General features: G+C 62.4%; 14 protein-coding genes. 10 read left to right on the plus strand and 4 right to left on the minus strand.

Features of this window, described 5'->3' with window-relative positions; all coding sequences use genetic code 11:
- The first annotated feature begins 215 nt into the window (after positions 1 to 215).
- From VNV36_RS25215 to VNV36_RS25230, 4 genes are all read left to right on the plus strand, one after another.
- Positions 216 to 587, plus strand: a complete 372-nt coding sequence (locus tag VNV36_RS25215; RefSeq protein ID WP_325721706.1) for a translation initiation factor Sui1 — start codon at positions 216 to 218, stop codon at positions 585 to 587.
- Between the two features lie 220 nt (positions 588 to 807).
- Positions 808 to 2721: an arginine decarboxylase gene (speA, locus tag VNV36_RS25220; RefSeq protein ID WP_325721708.1), complete on the plus strand. Its 1914-nt coding sequence runs from the start codon at positions 808 to 810 to the stop codon at positions 2719 to 2721.
- 233 nt (positions 2722 to 2954) lie between these two features.
- A complete protein-coding gene (locus VNV36_RS25225) occupies positions 2955 to 4289 on the plus strand; it encodes a type VI secretion system Vgr family protein (RefSeq protein WP_325721710.1) in 1335 nt (444 codons plus the stop codon).
- A complete protein-coding gene (locus tag VNV36_RS25230) occupies positions 4286 to 5077 on the plus strand; it encodes a DUF4123 domain-containing protein (protein WP_325721817.1) in 792 nt (263 codons plus the stop codon). The genes VNV36_RS25225 and VNV36_RS25230 overlap by 4 nt, the downstream gene beginning before the upstream one ends.
- Before the next feature lie 17 nt (positions 5078 to 5094).
- Here VNV36_RS25230 and VNV36_RS25235 read toward each other — a convergent pair whose 3' ends face one another.
- Entirely contained in the window at positions 5095 to 6444 is a 1350-nt protein-coding gene (locus tag VNV36_RS25235; protein WP_325721712.1) for an MATE family efflux transporter, read from the minus strand.
- A gap of 149 nt (positions 6445 to 6593) precedes the next feature.
- Positions 6594 to 6887 carry a hypothetical protein gene (locus tag VNV36_RS25240; protein WP_016771853.1) on the minus strand — a complete coding sequence of 98 codons (294 nt, stop codon included), beginning with the start codon at positions 6885 to 6887 and terminating at the stop codon, positions 6594 to 6596.
- A 244-nt stretch (positions 6888 to 7131) separates the two neighbouring features.
- On the opposite strand from VNV36_RS25240, the gene VNV36_RS25245 reads away from it, so the two are divergent.
- The 5 genes from VNV36_RS25245 (at position 7132) to VNV36_RS25265 (ending at position 11548) form a co-directional block, all read left to right on the plus strand.
- Positions 7132 to 7434 carry a MazG-like family protein gene (locus VNV36_RS25245; RefSeq protein ID WP_325721715.1) on the plus strand — a complete coding sequence of 101 codons (303 nt, stop codon included), beginning with the start codon at positions 7132 to 7134 and terminating at the stop codon, positions 7432 to 7434.
- Positions 7434 to 8183 carry a methyltransferase gene (locus VNV36_RS25250; RefSeq protein WP_325721717.1) on the plus strand — a complete coding sequence of 250 codons (750 nt, stop codon included), beginning with the start codon at positions 7434 to 7436 and terminating at the stop codon, positions 8181 to 8183. Before VNV36_RS25245 ends, VNV36_RS25250 begins: the two co-directional genes overlap by 1 nt.
- Positions 8184 to 8195: 12 nt before the next feature.
- Positions 8196 to 8807: a DUF4136 domain-containing protein gene (locus tag VNV36_RS25255; RefSeq protein ID WP_325721719.1), complete on the plus strand. Its 612-nt coding sequence runs from the start codon at positions 8196 to 8198 to the stop codon at positions 8805 to 8807.
- Positions 8808 to 8848: 41 nt separating this feature from the next.
- Complete coding sequence (locus VNV36_RS25260; protein WP_325721721.1) at positions 8849 to 9412, plus strand: DUF4136 domain-containing protein; 564 nt, start codon at positions 8849 to 8851, stop codon at positions 9410 to 9412.
- A 138-nt stretch (positions 9413 to 9550) separates the two neighbouring features.
- Positions 9551 to 11548 carry a pilus assembly protein TadG-related protein gene (locus tag VNV36_RS25265; RefSeq protein WP_325721723.1) on the plus strand — a complete coding sequence of 666 codons (1998 nt, stop codon included), beginning with the start codon at positions 9551 to 9553 and terminating at the stop codon, positions 11546 to 11548.
- Here the strand turns inward: VNV36_RS25265 and VNV36_RS25270 are convergent.
- Both VNV36_RS25270 and VNV36_RS25275 read right to left on the minus strand, forming a co-directional pair.
- A complete protein-coding gene (locus tag VNV36_RS25270; protein ID WP_325721725.1) occupies positions 11533 to 14295 on the minus strand; it encodes a PAS domain-containing sensor histidine kinase in 2763 nt (920 codons plus the stop codon). The two genes, VNV36_RS25265 and VNV36_RS25270, sit on opposite strands and share 16 nt — an antisense overlap.
- The gene (locus VNV36_RS25275; protein ID WP_325721726.1) at positions 14292 to 14738 is read right to left on the minus strand and encodes a TadE/TadG family type IV pilus assembly protein; all 447 of its coding nucleotides are present in this window, start codon (positions 14736 to 14738) and stop codon (positions 14292 to 14294) included. Before VNV36_RS25275 ends, VNV36_RS25270 begins: the two co-directional genes overlap by 4 nt.
- 75 nt (positions 14739 to 14813) lie before the next feature.
- Between VNV36_RS25275 and VNV36_RS25280 the strand changes: the two genes are divergently transcribed.
- Complete coding sequence (locus VNV36_RS25280) at positions 14814 to 15284, plus strand: prepilin peptidase (protein WP_325721727.1); 471 nt, start codon at positions 14814 to 14816, stop codon at positions 15282 to 15284.
- The last annotated feature ends 117 nt before the right edge of the window (positions 15285 to 15401 follow it).

Genomic DNA, 15401 nt, shown 5'->3' on the forward strand with positions numbered 1-15401 from the left:
CTGACGAGTGCAACGAGGCTGCGATCTTTTGATCTTGCTTTTAAAGATCAGGATCAAAAGATCGCAGCCTCGTTGCACTCGTCAGCTCCTACAGATTCAGTCCAGCGTTCGAAGTTTTCCGGTGCAGTAGCGCTGCCCCTGCCTGAGTGGGGCTTCGCGGTCGCTGACCTTGCCCAAGGTTGCGATCAGTCTTTGTCCTCCCGAGAGGATTGCCGGTGGCCAAAAAAGCCGCATCCTTCGCCGCCCTGGGCGGCCTGGTATTTTCCACCGACGCAGGTCGTCATTGCCCGGAATGCAGCAAGCCGGTGGACGCCTGTGTCTGCAAACAAACCGTGATCCCGGCCGGTGACGGCATTGCCCGCGTGCGTCGCGAAAGCAAAGGACGTGGCGGCAAAACGGTGACGACCATTACCGGCGTGCCCCTGGCCGAAGACGCGCTCAAGGAGCTGGCGACGACGTTGAAGAAACGTTGTGGTACCGGCGGGGCGCTGAAGGACGGCATCATCGAAATCCAGGGCGATCACGTCGAGCTTCTCCTGGCAGAACTGAGCAAGCACGGTTTCAAGGCGAAGAAGTCCGGCGGCTAGCAGCCTCTGTGAAACCCTCCGGCGGCTCGATCCGGCTTCGAGTGTTCTCGAATCCTGTGTCGTCGCCATGGTTTTCACAGAGCCTGTTCATGACCGGTTTCTAAACTCCACGCAGTCAGTGCGGTCTACCGCCGCACTGACGAACCGTCATTTTCATTCTTTAGACTGCGCCGGCCTGAACGTCAGGCGCCGCACTCTGACTTCTTTATAGGGGACTTCGATGTCCGTACGACGCACACGTAAAGACGATGGCAGCCAATGGACAGTTGCGGACAGCCGCAGCGTTTACGGGATTCGCCATTGGGGGGCCGGGTATTTCGCGATCAATGAAGCCGGTCGCGTCGAAGTACGTCCGAACGGCCCGAGCAGCTCGCCCATCGATCTGTTCGAGCAAGTCGACCAGTTGCGCAAGAGCGGTTTGTCCTTGCCGTTGCTGGTGCGTTTCCCCGACATCCTGCAAGACCGTGTCCGTCAGTTGACCGGTGCCTTCGATGCGAACATCGAACGCCTGGAATACCAGAGCAAGTACACCGCGCTGTACCCGATCAAGGTCAACCAGCAAGAAGCGGTGATCGAGAACATCATCGCCACCCAGAACGTTTCCATCGGTCTGGAAGCCGGCTCCAAGCCAGAATTGCTGGCGGTGCTGGCGCTGGCGCCGAAGGGCGGCACCATCGTCTGCAACGGTTACAAGGACCGCGAGTTCATCCGTCTGGCGCTGATGGGCCAGAAGCTCGGCCACAACGTCTTTATCGTCATCGAAAAAGAATCCGAAGTCGGCCTGGTGATCGAAGAAGCCGCCTCGCTGAAGGTCAAGCCGCAGGTTGGTCTGCGCGTGCGCCTGTCTTCGCTGGCCTCCTCGAAGTGGGCGGACACCGGCGGCGAGAAATCCAAATTCGGCCTGTCGGCGGCGCAGTTGCTCTCGGTGGTCGAGCGCTTCCGTGGCGCCGGTCTGGATCAGGGCATTCGTCTGCTGCACTTCCACATGGGCTCGCAAATCGCCAACCTCGCTGACTACCAGCACGGCTTCAAGGAAGCGATCCGTTACTACGGCGAACTGCGCAACCTGGGTCTGCCGGTCGATCACATCGACGTCGGCGGTGGCCTGGGCGTGGACTACGACGGCACCCACTCGCGCAACGCCAGTTCGATCAACTACGACATGGACGATTACGCCGGTGTCGTGGTCGGCATGCTCAAAGAGTTCTGCGATGCGCAGAGCCTGCCGCATCCGCACATCTTCTCCGAAAGCGGCCGTTCGCTGACCGCGCACCACGCGATGCTGGTGGTGCAGGTGACCGACGTCGAAAAACACAACGACGAAATCCCGCTGATCGAGAACAAGGAAAGCCTGCCGGAAACCGTGCAGTGGCTGGTCGACCTGCTCGGCCCGACCGACATCGAAATGGTCACCGAAACCTACTGGCGTGCCACCCACTACATGAGCGACGTGGCGGCGCAGTATGCCGACGGCAAGTTGACCCTGGCGGAAAAAGCCCTGGCCGAGCAATGCTACTTCGCTGTCTGCCGTCGCCTGCACAACTCGCTGAAAGCGCGCCAGCGTTCGCACCGCCAGGTGCTCGACGAACTCAACGACAAGCTGGCCGACAAGTACATCTGCAACTTCTCGGTGTTCCAGAGCCTGCCGGACACCTGGGCGATCGATCAGGTGCTGCCGATCATCCCGCTGCATCGTCTCGACGAAGAGCCGTTGCGCCGCGCGGTGTTGCAGGATCTGACCTGTGACTCGGACGGCAAGATCAACCAGTACGTCGACGAGCAGAGCATCGAGACCAGCCTGCCGGTGCACAGTTTGAACGAAGGCGAAGACTACCTGTTGGGTGTGTTCCTGGTCGGCGCCTATCAGGAAATCCTCGGCGACATGCACAACCTGTTCGGTGACACCGACTCGGTGAACATCTACCAGAACGCCGATGGCAGCGTGTACCACGCCGGTATCGAAACCCACGACACCATCGAAGACATGTTGCGTTACGTGCATTTGTCGCCGGAAGAACTGATGACCCACTATCGCGACAAGTGCGCCAGTGCCCGCATCAGTGCCAGCGAGCGCACGCAATTTCTCGATGCCTTGCGTCTGGGCCTGACCCGCTCTTCCTATCTGTCTTCCTGAGACCCGATAGCGTTCCAGCCGGGCTGTCCGATTTTTTTCCGCAAGCTGTGGAAAAATCGGACAACCCGGTGGGATATCTCCCGATTTTTTCACGAAAACCTTCGCAATCACGGTCAGCAAACTCATCTGGTCTGCTTTTCGCGTAGGTCATTTCCTAAGTTGTACTTCGCCTCTCTACTCGGCCATGCCTCTCGGCGAGAATCCCCGGCCGCCCCTCCTGTAGAGATCCGCCCATGTTCGATCCAGTCAACGAGTCGTCGTTTCGTCTCGATGTAGCGGGCCTGTCCGACCCCTTCGAAGTTCTGGCCTTTACCGGAAGGGAAGCGCTCAGCGAACCCTTTGTATTCGAGATCGATGTGGTCATCGACGATCCGCACCTGGATCTCGCCGGCCTGCTGCATCGTTCGGCCTTCCTGTGTTTTGGCCCGCCTGGCCAGGGTGTGCACGGGCAACTGCACAGCCTGGTCCAGCATGAGCACGGCCACGGCTTGCGCTTGAGTCGAGTGCGCTTGAGGCCGAAGCTCGGCTGTCTCGACTTGCGCGTCAGTCAGCGCATCTTCAGCGGCCGCTCTGTACCGCAGATCATCGAGCAGGTCCTGCGCGAGCACGGCATCGTCGGCCTGCAGCGACGCTTCGAGCTGCACAGCGACTACCCGCCCCGCACCTTCTGCACGCAGTACCGGGAATCCGACCTGCAACTGCTCCAGCGCCTCTGCGCACAGGCCCATATTCACTATTATTTCGAGCATCACCGCGACCGGCATTGCCTGGTGTTCGGCGACGATTCTGCGCGGTTGCCTCGGGCAGATGTCGCACGATATCAGGGCGAACACGACGACCCGTGCGGTACTCCAGCCGTCCATCAATGGCAACTGCATGAAGACGCTCAGGCTGGCCGTCGCGCGCTCAATGCCCAAGGGCACAGCGATCTGCCAGACCTGCGCAGCGGTCATTGGTTGACGCTGGACGGCCACCCGTTTCTCGAATGCAACCGCCCCTGGTTGTTGACCCGCATCGAGCACCGCGCCGACCAGTCTCTCGAACCGCCCTACGGCAATCGGCTGTTCGCGGCCGCGCGGGTTCCAGCCCGCGCGCCCGCCGCTGCGCAACCGAAGCAACGCATGCACAGCCTGCAGCGTGCCTGGGTGGTCGCGGTCGATGAACCGCAACCGGATTGTCAGCGGTCAGTGGCGGTGCAGTTCGACTGGCTGTATCAGGGCGAAGGGGCGGCGCCGAGTCATTGCTGGCTGCCGCTCGCGCCGAGCCTGAGCGAGCTGCCATCGGCGGCACTGGTCGATGGCGTGGAGGTGGTGGTGAGTTTTCTGGAGGGTGATCCCGATCAACCGATAGTCAGCGGCGTGCTCCAGCCTTCGGTGGCAGTTGAAGAGGTGGTTGACGTACCCCTTCCGGAGCAGTTGCTGACTGACGGGCTGCAGCAATTGCTGAAGTCTGGCGAGCCGTTGCTGCTGCTGTGCCTGCTGCCGGGTGGGGGGAGTTTCAACCATTGCGCCGAATCCGTATGCAGCTGCCGCTTGCTCACAGCGCTCGACTCGAGTTGCGCAAGATGAGCGGCGCGGCGCTTGAACCTGTGGCGCACTGGCTGTTGCTCGATACTGCGGACGCTGCACGTGCCTTGTTGACCTTGCGCCAAGGGTTTGCCGATGTGCAGCGTCACCCGTTGTTCGACGGCACTGAATTTCAACCGGTCAGTGAGCATGGCCCGGTACTGGTCGATCTGCGCGACAGCCCGGCATTGACCGCCTTGTGCCTGCGCGACCCGGATACCTGGCGCGGTCTGTTGCTGAACTGTGAAATCCCGCTGCAGCCATTGCTGAGCCACTTGCAGCGCATGCTCACGGTTTCGTTCGGCTTGAATCACCGGGCGTTGCTCAGCTATTACAACCGCCAGACTGCCAGCTACTTCTTCGACGCCTGCGACGCCGAGCAGTTGAGTCGCTGGCTCGGGCCGATCCGTCAGTTGCGCTGGTTTGGCGGCACCTGGGCGGATCGCGCCATTGGCAGTCAGGGCTGGCAGCAACTGCGCAATCCCGGGCTGCTCGTCGAGCCGCTGGGTGTCGAAGAAAGCCTGACCCGGCGTCAGCGCGAACGCTTGCAGGCCTGCCTGCTGGAGCAACACATCTGGCGCTGGTGCCAGTCCTTGAGTGTCGATTACCAGACGATGGCAGCGCATGTGCAACAGGGGCTGGCCTTGGGTTTCAGCGACCGTGCAGTGCTCGATGGCTGGCTGTGGCTGCGCCTGCTTCATCCCCGCGCCGTGCTGCTGGCGCCTCCCGCTGGCCTGACGCAGCAAGAACGCCTCGAGCATTTGCGGCGCCAGTGGGGCGCGGCGGGCTGACTTCTGCGGATGCTGGGTCAGTGGGCCTTGCCGCTGAACCAGCCATCGCTGCGTTTCAGCCACAAGGCGTGCGCGCCGAGGGTCACGCTACGCAAGACCATGAACAGCAGAAAAGATATCCACAGGCCGTGATTGCCCAGGTCCTGCAAGACCCAGGCGAACGGCAGTAACAGCAGCACCGTCAGCAGCATGCCGTTACGCATTTCCCGCGCGCGGGTGGCGCCGATGAACAGGCCGTCGAGCAGGTAGCTCCAGACCGCAATCAGCGGCAGCACGGCGAGGTAGGGCAGATAGGCGAACGCCGTGTCGCGCACGCTCTGGATGTCGGTCTGCATCTCGATGAACAGATGTCCGGCCAGTACAAACAATACGGCGAATCCGAGACTGGCAATCAGCGACCAGCCGCCGGCCACCACCAGCGAGCGGCGCAATGCCAGGCGATCCCGCGCACCGATGGCATGCCCGCACAAGGCTTCGACGGCGTGGGCCAGACCGTCCAGTGCATGGGCGGTCAGCAGCAGGCCGTTGAGCAGCAGCGCGTTGGCCGCCACGGTCGCATCGCCGAGCCGCGCACCTTGCACGGTGATCAGGAAGAACACCGATTGCAGGGCGAGGCTGCGGATGAAGATGTCGCGGTTGACCGCCAGCAGCGCCCGCCAGCTCTGCCAGACTTTCAGCGCCGCCCAGATGATCTGCCCCGGATAGGCGCGCAACGCGGTGCGCGTCAGCAGCAGGCCGAGCAGAGCGCCGCTCCATTCGGCGATCACTGACGCCCGTGCCGAACCGACCACGCCCCAGTCCAGGCCGATGACGAACCACAAATTGAGCACGATGTTGATCAGGTTGGTGCTCAGCAGGATCGCCAGCGGCGCGCGGGCGTTCTGCGTGCCGAGGAACCAGCCGACCAGTGCATACGTCGCCAGCGCTGCGGGGAGGCCGAACAGGCGGGTGTGGAAGAATTCCCGGGTCAGTTGATCCAGCTCCGCCGATGGCTGCATGAAATGCAGCGCGACACCGCTCAGCGGCACACCGAGACTGCCGAGCACGATGGCCAGCCCCATCGCCAGCAACAGGCCCTGCAGCAGAATCTGCCGCAACGCCGCACCGTCGCTGCGCCCGGCAGCCTGCGCGGCGAAACCGGTGGTGCCCATGCGCAGAAAACCCATCGCCCAGGCCAGAAAGGTATACAGGCTGGCGCCGACCGCCACCGCCCCCAGTTGATGGGCGTGGGGCAGATGGCCGATGACGGTGCTGTCGACCAGCGCCACCAGCGGTACGGAAATATTGGACAGAATCATGGGCGCGGCGAGCGCCCAGACCCTGCGGTGAGTCGGGCGGTCGCGCCAGTCGGTGATCAGAGTGGACATGCAGGCTCCTTGGGGGAGCGGGGATTGTAGCGAGTCATGCCACTGAATGTGGGAGCGAGCCTGCTCGCGAAGGCTGACTGACCGTCGGCGAAGATTCCGGGTGTGCCGACCATTCGCGAGCAGGCTCGCTCCCACAGGGGCCGGTGGTGTTAATGAATAATCCAGCTCAACAACCACAACCCCAGCAACAACCAGATGATCCCGGCAATGATCGACGCATTCATGAACGCCCGGATCGCCGACCACAGCAGCATCAGGCCAACGATCAGCGCGATGATGCTGATGATCGAGGTGTCCATTCCCAGCGTTTGCGCCAGGCCGTCGACAAAGTTGCTGCCGGCGTTGCTGAGCATGTTGAACAGGCCGCTGAGGCCATCGACGATAAACCGGATGACCGAGCCGAGTGCCTGGCCGAGCCATTCGAAAAAGCTTTCTACACGCATGTGTGCATCCCTGATGAAAGAGCTGAGCCTTGGGCCACACCGAGGGCGGCCGAGTTCCCTGCATGATAGAAGGTTTACCGCAATCCTGTGTGGGAGCGAGCCTGCTCGCGAAGAGGGCGTGGCAGTCAAATCCGGTCTGGATGATCCACCGTCTTCGCGAGCAGGCTCGCTCCCATATTAGTTCGCTTGCGCCCTTGCCTTCGGTGGGTATCCCCCCGAAGCTATGCGTCTTCAGGAGAGCCCGATGAACCTTGTTGAACTGACCGAACGCCTGCACGCCATTCGTGACCGCAAAGACTGGCGGCAATTTCACAGTCCGAAAAACCTCGCCATGGCCGCCAGCGTCGAAATGGCCGAGCTGGTGGAAATCTTCCAGTGGCTGACGGAAGACCAGTCGCGCCAGTTGCCGGCGGACAAACTCGCGCACGCCGGGCAGGAAGTCGGCGATATCGTCCTGTACCTGTTGCTGCTGTGCAGCGAGCTGGGCCTGGACATGAATGAAGTGGTGCGCAGCAAGCTGGCCGACAGCGAACGGCGGTTCAGCTGATGAGCGACCGTCATTTCGATCAATTGGCCACGCGCTTCGCAGAAAAAATCTATGGCGGCGCCAAAGGCGCGATTCGTCTCGCGGTATTACAGGCCGACCTCACCGAGGCCTTGCCGGATCGTCCGTTGCGGGTTCTCGATATCGGTGGGGGGCTGGGACACATGTCGCTGTGGCTGGCCGAACGCGGCCACGACGTTACGTTCACCGAGCCGGCCGAGCCGATGCTCGAAGGCGCCCGTCAGCGTTTTGCCGACGCCGGGCAGACCGCAACCTTCATTCAGGCACCGTGGCAGGAATTGCCCGGTCAACTCAGCGAACCTTACGATCTGGTGATCTGCCACGCGGTGCTGGAATGGCTCGCCGAGCCCCACGCGATCCTGCCGGTGCTGCATCAATTGACCAAACCGGGCGGCTGGTTGTCGCTGGCGTTCTACAACCGTGATGCGCTGATTTATCGCAATCTGCTCAAGGGCCATTTCAAGAAAATGCGCAAGAACGTCATGGCCGGCGAAAAACAGAGCCTGACCCCGCAACAGCCCCTTGACCCACGGGAACTGGCAACGCAACTCGCCGGTATGTGGCAGGTCGAAAGTCAGAGCGGTGTACGGGTATTTCACGATTACATGCCGGTGGAATTCCAGGCCCGCGCCGAACTGGCGGATTTGCTGGAAATGGAACTCGCGCACCGTCGTCACCCAGGCTTCGCCGGGCTTGGGCGTTACTTGCACTGGATCTGCCGGCCGATCTGATCGGAGCGCAACATGAAAGCTCAATGCGGGTTATTGCTGATGTGTCTGGGACTGGCCGCCTGCCAGGGCAGCAACCCTTATGTGGCGCAGTCGCGGCCGTTGCCGCCGGCGCCGCCGCAGGCCGCCACCACGTTCGACCGCAGCGCCTACCCGGCGGCACCGCGTGACTACGGCCGCTACCGCAACTGGGCCTGGCGCAACGGGCAATTGCCACCGGGCACGGCGTGGGCCGATTCGGCGCAAGTCGCCGAGGCGGTGAGCAATGCCCTCGACCAGCGCGGTTTGCGCCCGATGCGCGACAACCGCCCGGCCGATCTGCTGGTCAGCGCCGACCTGCGTCTGGAAACCCGTCTGCGTCAGGTCCGCGACGATTACGGCTACTACGGCGGATACGGCGGTTATGATCGTTATGGTCGCGGTTACGGCATGTACAACACGGTGCCGATCGTGCGCACGTATCAAGAGCAAGTCGTGGTGGTACGGGTCGATCTGTTCGATGCCGGCAATGGTCAGCCAGTGTGGAGCGCCAGCGCCGAGACTGGCACTCAGGGCAACCAGATCGAGCGCGCCGACGCGATTCGCGAAGCTGTGGAAAAAGCCCTGGCGGCGTATCCTCCCAGTTGAATGTTTGTCAGCAGGTTCATGTCTTCCACCGGAGAAAAATCATGTTCCGCCGTCTCGCTCTACTCGCTGTCGCTGTCGCCGCGTTGCTCAGCGCCTGCGCCGCCAATCAGGTCAATCATGATTTCGACGCCAGCCGCGATTTCGCCGGCTATCGCAACTGGAGCTGGAAGGATCCGGCCCTGCAATACCGCCCCGATGACCCGCGCATCAAAAGCGATCTGACCGAACAGCGCATCCGCCAGGCCGTATCCGATCAACTGGACCAGCGCGGTTTGCGCCCGGCGGCTGCGGGCGCCAAGGCGGATCTGAATGTGCAGACCTACCTGATCGTCGAGGATCGTCAGCAACAAGTGACGACCAACTACGGCGGCGGTTGGGGTGGCCCATGGAACGGTTACTGGGGCGCGCCGATGTACAACGAAACACGCAACATCACCTACAAAGTCGCGACCATTCAGATCGATCTGCTCGACGGCAAGGACGGCAAACTGGTATGGCGCGGCAGCGATGAACAGATGCTCAGCAACCGCCCGAATCCGGCCGATCGCAGCAATGCCATTCGCGAGACCGTCGCGCGGATTCTGGCCAACTATCCACCGCGTTGAACCGCTCTGAAGCGGGCACCGGCCCTGTGGGAGGTGGTGACAGGAATGGCATGACGCCAGCAGTCTCGACCGACCGCGTCTACACTCACTTTTACCCACGCAGGTAGCTCGGCACTGCGCCGGCAAAGGGAGTGCGCCATGTCGCCTGGATCGCAATGCAACGGCCCGGCCCGGCAAAGCGGGGCGATCGGGTTGATGGCGGCCGCCACCTTGAGTCTGGCGCTGGTGATGATGTTGCTGGTGGTCGACAGTGGTCGCTTGTACATGGAACAGCGCAAGCTGCAGCGCGTGGTCGATAACGCCGCGCTCGAAGCGGTCAGTCGCAGCGGCAATTGTCTGCCCGGGCTGACGGCCGCCAGCTACGCCGGCGAAAGTGCGCTGCGCAATGGCTACCTCGTCGATGTCAATAACACCCTCGCCGCCACCTGCGGCACGCTGGTCACCGCTGCCAGCGGTTTGCGCAGTTTCACCGTGGATGCCACGCAATCAACCGCAGTCAAAGTCGCTGCCAGCCGCACGGTCACCCGCAGTTTTGTCGGCGGCGTGCAGGCGCTGTTCAGCGCCACACCGCTGAGCCTCAATACCACGCTGAATGCTTCGGCGGTCGCCGCCAAACCCCAGCCGACCGTCGCCCAACTGAATATTCGCAGCACCCTCACCAGCATCGACACGGCGCAGTCGAACATTCTCAACCCGCTGTTTTCCGGGCTGCTCGGTGGCAACGTCAATCTGACAGCGGCTGGCTGGGACGGCTTGCTGCACACCGATATCAACCTGCTCAACTACCTCGATCAACTGGCGATCAACCTCAACGTTGGCGCCGGCAATTACACCCAGTTGCTCAATACCCAGGCCACGGTGACGCAACTGATTCAGGCCGCGGCAACGGTGGTGCAACTCAACGGTGCGACGGCTGAAGTCATCACCGCTCTGGGCCAATTGCAGGTCGCCGCGACCAACGCAGTCCCCGTCAGGCTCGGCGAGATCCTGCAATTGCAGACCGGCACCACGGCGGCGGGGCTGGATGCCAGGCTGCAATTGCTGCAACTGGTGCAAGGCGTGGTGCAACTGGCCAACAGCAAGAGCGCGGTGGCGGCGACTTTGCCGGTCAACGTCCTAGGCCTGGCCGGTGTCACGGTGCGGGTGAAGGTGATCGAACCGCCGCAGTTCTCGGCGATTGGCGACCCGGCGCGAGCCAAGGCCAACCCGTTGGGACCCGATCGGATTTTCGTTCGCACCGCGCACGTGCGCACGCTTTTGTCGGTGAACCTGCCGGTGTTGAGCGGGGTGACGGGGCTGACCAATGCGGTGTTGGGCCTGGTCGGTACGCTGACGCCGACACTCAATGCGCTGTTGAGCCTGAATCTGGTGGACACGCTCAATTCAGTGTTCTGCCTGTTGGGTGCCGGCTGCCAACAGCTCGATCCGAAGCTGCTGCCCTCGCCGCAAATCGACATCGCGCTGGATGCCGGCGGCGCGAAAAGCTACGTCACCGATTACCGCTGCCCGACTGGCGACAACGACAGCAAAAGCCTGACCGCTACCACCACGACTTCCCTCGCTGACCTCAAGCTCGGCAAGATCGATGCGGTCGCTGCGTTCTCTTCGGTTGCCGAGCCCACCGTCGCGCCGTTGCCGCTGGTCGATCTCGGCATCATCACCTGCCACAAAATTCTCGGCATTGGCAGTTGCAATGCCGCCAGCCACGTCCAATACGGCGCCGGCGGCATTGCCATCAAGCTCGACACCAGCGTCGCGCAGACCACGCAGAATCTGCTGTTTTCCAGCACCACGCCGTTCGCCACTCCGGCCAATCTGAAACTGCCACCGAGCGTGCTGCCCGCCGCACCGACCAGCAACCTCGTCGGCAGCCTGGCGAGTACCCTGTCCGGCATCAACCTGATCGTTTACAAACCTGTGGCCAGCAATCCGCTGGGCGCCATTGTCACGGGCGTGGCCTCGTTGATCAGCGACGTCAGCAACCGCTTGTTGCCGGTGGTCACCGGTTTGATCAGCCCCTTGCTCGACCCGTTGCTGAACAATCTGCTCACAGGCCTGGGCATCAACCTGATGAACACCGAGGTGGGCGCCAACATGACCTGCGGGCAGAGCGGCAAAGCCTATCTGGTGATCTGATCGTCGCTGGCGATCGGCAGTTGGATACAAAACCGCGCACCTTCCGCCGAGTTGCGCACGCTCAACTGGCCGCCCATGTTGGCGATGATGCCGTAGCTCACCGACAAGCCCAGACCGGTGCCGACGCCGATCGGTTTGGTGGTGAAGAACGGCTCGAAGATCCGCTCCAGCAAACGCGGATCGATGCCGCCGCCGTTGTCCTCGACCCACAGCCGTACGCTTACCTCGTCACGCTCGGTGTAGATCGCAATCCACGGCTTGAACGATGAGTCGCTCTCACGCTTGCCGAGCAGGGCGTCGCGGGCGTTGACCATCAGGTTGATCAGCACCTGTTCCAGCTGATCGACGTAGCCGCGCACCTGCGCCTCGAAACCGCTGTCGCTGATGCGCAGGTCGACGCCTTTGCCACGCATGCCCTCGGCCAGCAGCGACAGCGTGCCCTCGATGGCCAGGGCCGGGTTGAACAGTTGCTGTTCGATTTCCGAGCGCCGACCGAATACGCGCATGTGGTCCACCACCTTCGCTGCGCGCTGGACCTGGGCATCGATGCGCTTGAGTTTGCCAGTCAGGTAATCGACCTGCACGTCACCGTTGTCGAGGCGCTTGAGCACGTTGACAATGGCCATGCGCATCACGTTCAGCGGCTGATTGATTTCGTGGGCGAGGCCGGTGGCCATTTCGCCGAGGGTAGCCATTTTGGCGCTCTGTGTGAGTTGCTGTTGCGAGCGCCGCACTTCGGTATTGTCGCGGCCTACCGCTTGCACTTCGAGCAACCGTCCGCGTTCATCGAACACACCGCGATCCGACCAGACCCACCAGGCATGTTCGCGCCCTGGTAATTGCAGGCTGATTTCGGCGGTGCTCACCGGTTGTTCCGGGGTCAGTTGGTTCAGACGCTGAACGAAAGCGGCGCGCTGTTCCTCGGACATCCAGCTGCCCAGATCAATGCCCGGGAGCTGTTCCGGCGTGCATTCCAGATACGTCGCCAGCGGTCGATTACCGAAGGTCAGCGTCAGGTCCGGGCGATATCGGCAGATCATCGCCGGCGAATCCTCGACCAGAACCCGGTAGCGCTCCTCGCTTTGCCTGACCTGCTCGGCGGCAAGGGTCGCGTCGGTGACATCCAGCCACAGACCAACCACCTCTACCGGCAGACCGAGCTCGTTGCGCAGCAATTTCGCCTCATCGAGCAGCCAGTGATAGTCGCCGCGACTGTCTCGCAGGCGATAACGCGCACGCGCCGAGCCTTCACGCAGCAACTGGCGGTTGCGCTGGAAGTACAGCTCGCGGTCTTCGGGATGCACGCGCTCGACCACCGCGGCGGCGTCGCAATCCTGCAGCGTCCAGCCGAGCAACGGTTGCAGGCTGGCGCTGAAAAACGCCGGAATCAGCGCGCCTTCTTCATAACGCAGGACGTAAATCACTGCCGGCGAACTGGCGATCAGATTATCCAGTCGCGCGTGAGCGGCGGCGGCCCGCTGTTGTTGATTCTGGATATCGCTGATATCGAGCATGAACCCGACCAGCCGCCGATGCTCACCCGTGCCGCTCACCTGGCCCTGAATTCGATACCAGAGCGTTGCATGCCCGAGATCCCCGTGGTGCAGACGAACGCTGAGGGTCAGCGCTTCTCCCTGCAATTGCAGAGCGCGCAACCGGCTGCGCAACTCGTCGCGGTCGGCGGGGTGGAACAGCAACAGCCAGTCCTCCACCGGCAGTGTGCAGGCGCTGAGCCCCAGCGCTGATGCCAGCGACGGCGCCAGTGAAATGCGCTCCTCGGCAATGATTTCCCACCAACCGGTGCCGAGCAGTTTTTGCAAGCAATCCAGGCGCTCCATCGATTGCAGATGGCGCTGCTCGCGCAAGCGGCTGAGCAGCGGACCGGCCAGCGCGCCCGCCAGAGTCAGCCAGTCACGATCGGTCAACCACGGCGCCGCGGCGTCGACCAGATAAAAGCCGCAAAGCAGCCAGGCCACCACGCCTTGGTCGTTGCTGTAGGGCACGGCGAAACCCTTGGCGTTGCCGAACGTGGCCTGTAAACGCGAGTGTTCAAACCGGCCCTGCTGACCGCCGAGACGCTGTGGCGCGCTGCCGTTGAGGCTGTCCAGCGGCGTGCCCAGCGGCTGGCCGTCTTCCCAGAGTTGCGGGGCATCGTGAGCGCGAAACTGTTGGTGGATCTGCCAGCCCTGGGCCTGCTCATCGAGCAAGGCCACGGCCACACAGGGCATGTGCCAGCGCTGGGCGATGGCCTGCAATTGTTCGCCGAGTACCGTCGGCAGACGCGTCAGACTGCACGTGCGCAGATGATCACTGATCTGCGCGGCGAGGGTCTGGCAGGCGTCGCGGTGGCGCGATTGCTGACGCTCGAGCAGCAGGTCGGCGATGTCGATCATTGGCAGCAGCCAGCCGTCACCCAGCGGCTGCACCCAGCCGCGCAGGTGCAGCGGCTGATCGTTCAGGCCGGGGAAGTCGAGGTCGAGCCATTGGCCTTGCCAGTCCCTGGGCTGGCCTTCGATGGTCAGCAGGCTGTGGGGCAACACGTAGTCGCTCAGCGGCAGTGGGCGGTCGTGCGGCTTGGGTTGGGCGAGCAAATGCCGCAGCGGGCCGGCGATCTGCAATACGTCGCCGTTGCCATCCAGGTACAGATGCAGGCCGGTGGGCGGCGCGCCGAGTCGGTCCGGCAGGTCTTGGCCAGCGCTGGGTGTGCGCTTGAGCAAACGCCCGAAGAGGTTATCGCCGGCGGTCAAAATTGCAGGCTCGAGCGGGCGCTCAGGTGCGTCGGCAGATTGGGCACCGTGCCGATGCCCGGCAACACCAGAAACGGCATGATCTGATTCAGCTTGCTCACCGGGTAATGCACAGTCACGGTCAACGTGCCGCTGCCAGTGTCGTACACCGAACTGGTGTCTACGCCCACCACCAGGTTCAGCGTCGACGGTAACCATTGCAATTGCTGGCTCAGTGCGGCATTCGCGGTGTTGACCACCACCGTCGAATAATTCGGTGTCGTCGGGTCGACCGCGACACTGCGGCGCACCGCCTCGGCGGTGGCCTGATTGAATGATTGCATCATCACGAAGGGCAGGCCGTAGCTGACCAGTGCGTAAAACACGGCGAAAAAGATGATGAACACCAAAGCGAATTCGATCGCCACCGCACCTTTTTGCGACCTGCGAAAGCCGGTTTTCATGCGTGCGTCTACCCTGACAGTCACTGCGTAGTATCAGCATAGAATCATTCAGCCAAAATGGACGGCTTTTCGCGGATGCAGATTTCTCTTGTTCTGATATGGCTGGCGATCTGCGCCGCGCAAGACGCCCGGCAGCGGCGAATTTCCAACCTGTTGACCGTGGGCGCGGGCGCGCTGGCGCTGGCCTGGTTGCTGGCGACCGGCAGCACCTGGCTGGGCGCTGACGCGGGGCAGGGCGGCTGGGCTTGTCTGATCGCTTTGCTGCTGACGCTGCCCGGTTACGTGCAGGGCCGGATGGGCGCCGGCGATGTGAAATTAATGACAGCCCTGGGTCTTGCGACGAACGGCGTTTTTGTTCTTGGCGCGTTTATCGGCACAGGCCTGGCCAGTCTGCTCTGGCTGCTGCTTGCGCCAAAAGTCTGGCCTCATATGGCTCAAGGGCTTAGAGGGCATTTGCAGTATCTCGCCCCGGATAAGTCAAAAAAGCTGCCATTTGCCCCGTTCGTATGGGTCGGTGTGGTGCTTTCGTTGTACTGGATCACCTGATTTCGCGGTGCCACTAGTGCTATGTACATAGTCAGAAAGTGCGTCTACTTTCAATTCAGGTGCATACGCCACCAAAGTGCAGGAATCGTCAGCGTTGGCCCGAGCAAATGGAGTGGT

Origin of the sequence: Pseudomonas sp. (assembly GCF_035554175.1) — a bacterium.
Taxonomy (GTDB): domain Bacteria; phylum Pseudomonadota; class Gammaproteobacteria; order Pseudomonadales; family Pseudomonadaceae; genus Aquipseudomonas.

What these genes read in the sequence shown, in the direction of transcription:
- speA (WP_325721708.1), top strand. Translation starts at nt 808, where the DNA reads ATGTCCGTACGACGCACACGTAAAGACGATGGCAGCCAATGGACAGTT.
- VNV36_RS25225 (WP_325721710.1), top strand. Translation starts at nt 2,955, where the DNA reads ATGTTCGATCCAGTCAACGAGTCGTCGTTTCGTCTCGATGTAGCGGGC.
- VNV36_RS25230 (WP_325721817.1), top strand. Translation starts at nt 4,286, where the DNA reads ATGAGCGGCGCGGCGCTTGAACCTGTGGCGCACTGGCTGTTGCTCGAT.
- VNV36_RS25235 (WP_325721712.1), bottom strand. Translation starts at nt 6,444, where the DNA reads ATGTCCACTCTGATCACCGACTGGCGCGACCGCCCGACTCACCGCAGG.
- VNV36_RS25240 (WP_016771853.1), bottom strand. Translation starts at nt 6,887, where the DNA reads ATGCGTGTAGAAAGCTTTTTCGAATGGCTCGGCCAGGCACTCGGCTCG.
- VNV36_RS25245 (WP_325721715.1), top strand. Translation starts at nt 7,132, where the DNA reads ATGAACCTTGTTGAACTGACCGAACGCCTGCACGCCATTCGTGACCGC.
- VNV36_RS25250 (WP_325721717.1), top strand. Translation starts at nt 7,434, where the DNA reads ATGAGCGACCGTCATTTCGATCAATTGGCCACGCGCTTCGCAGAAAAA.
- VNV36_RS25255 (WP_325721719.1), top strand. Translation starts at nt 8,196, where the DNA reads ATGAAAGCTCAATGCGGGTTATTGCTGATGTGTCTGGGACTGGCCGCC.
- VNV36_RS25260 (WP_325721721.1), top strand. Translation starts at nt 8,849, where the DNA reads ATGTTCCGCCGTCTCGCTCTACTCGCTGTCGCTGTCGCCGCGTTGCTC.
- VNV36_RS25265 (WP_325721723.1), top strand. Translation starts at nt 9,551, where the DNA reads ATGTCGCCTGGATCGCAATGCAACGGCCCGGCCCGGCAAAGCGGGGCG.
- VNV36_RS25275 (WP_325721726.1), bottom strand. Translation starts at nt 14,738, where the DNA reads ATGAAAACCGGCTTTCGCAGGTCGCAAAAAGGTGCGGTGGCGATCGAA.
- VNV36_RS25280 (WP_325721727.1), top strand. Translation starts at nt 14,814, where the DNA reads ATGCAGATTTCTCTTGTTCTGATATGGCTGGCGATCTGCGCCGCGCAA.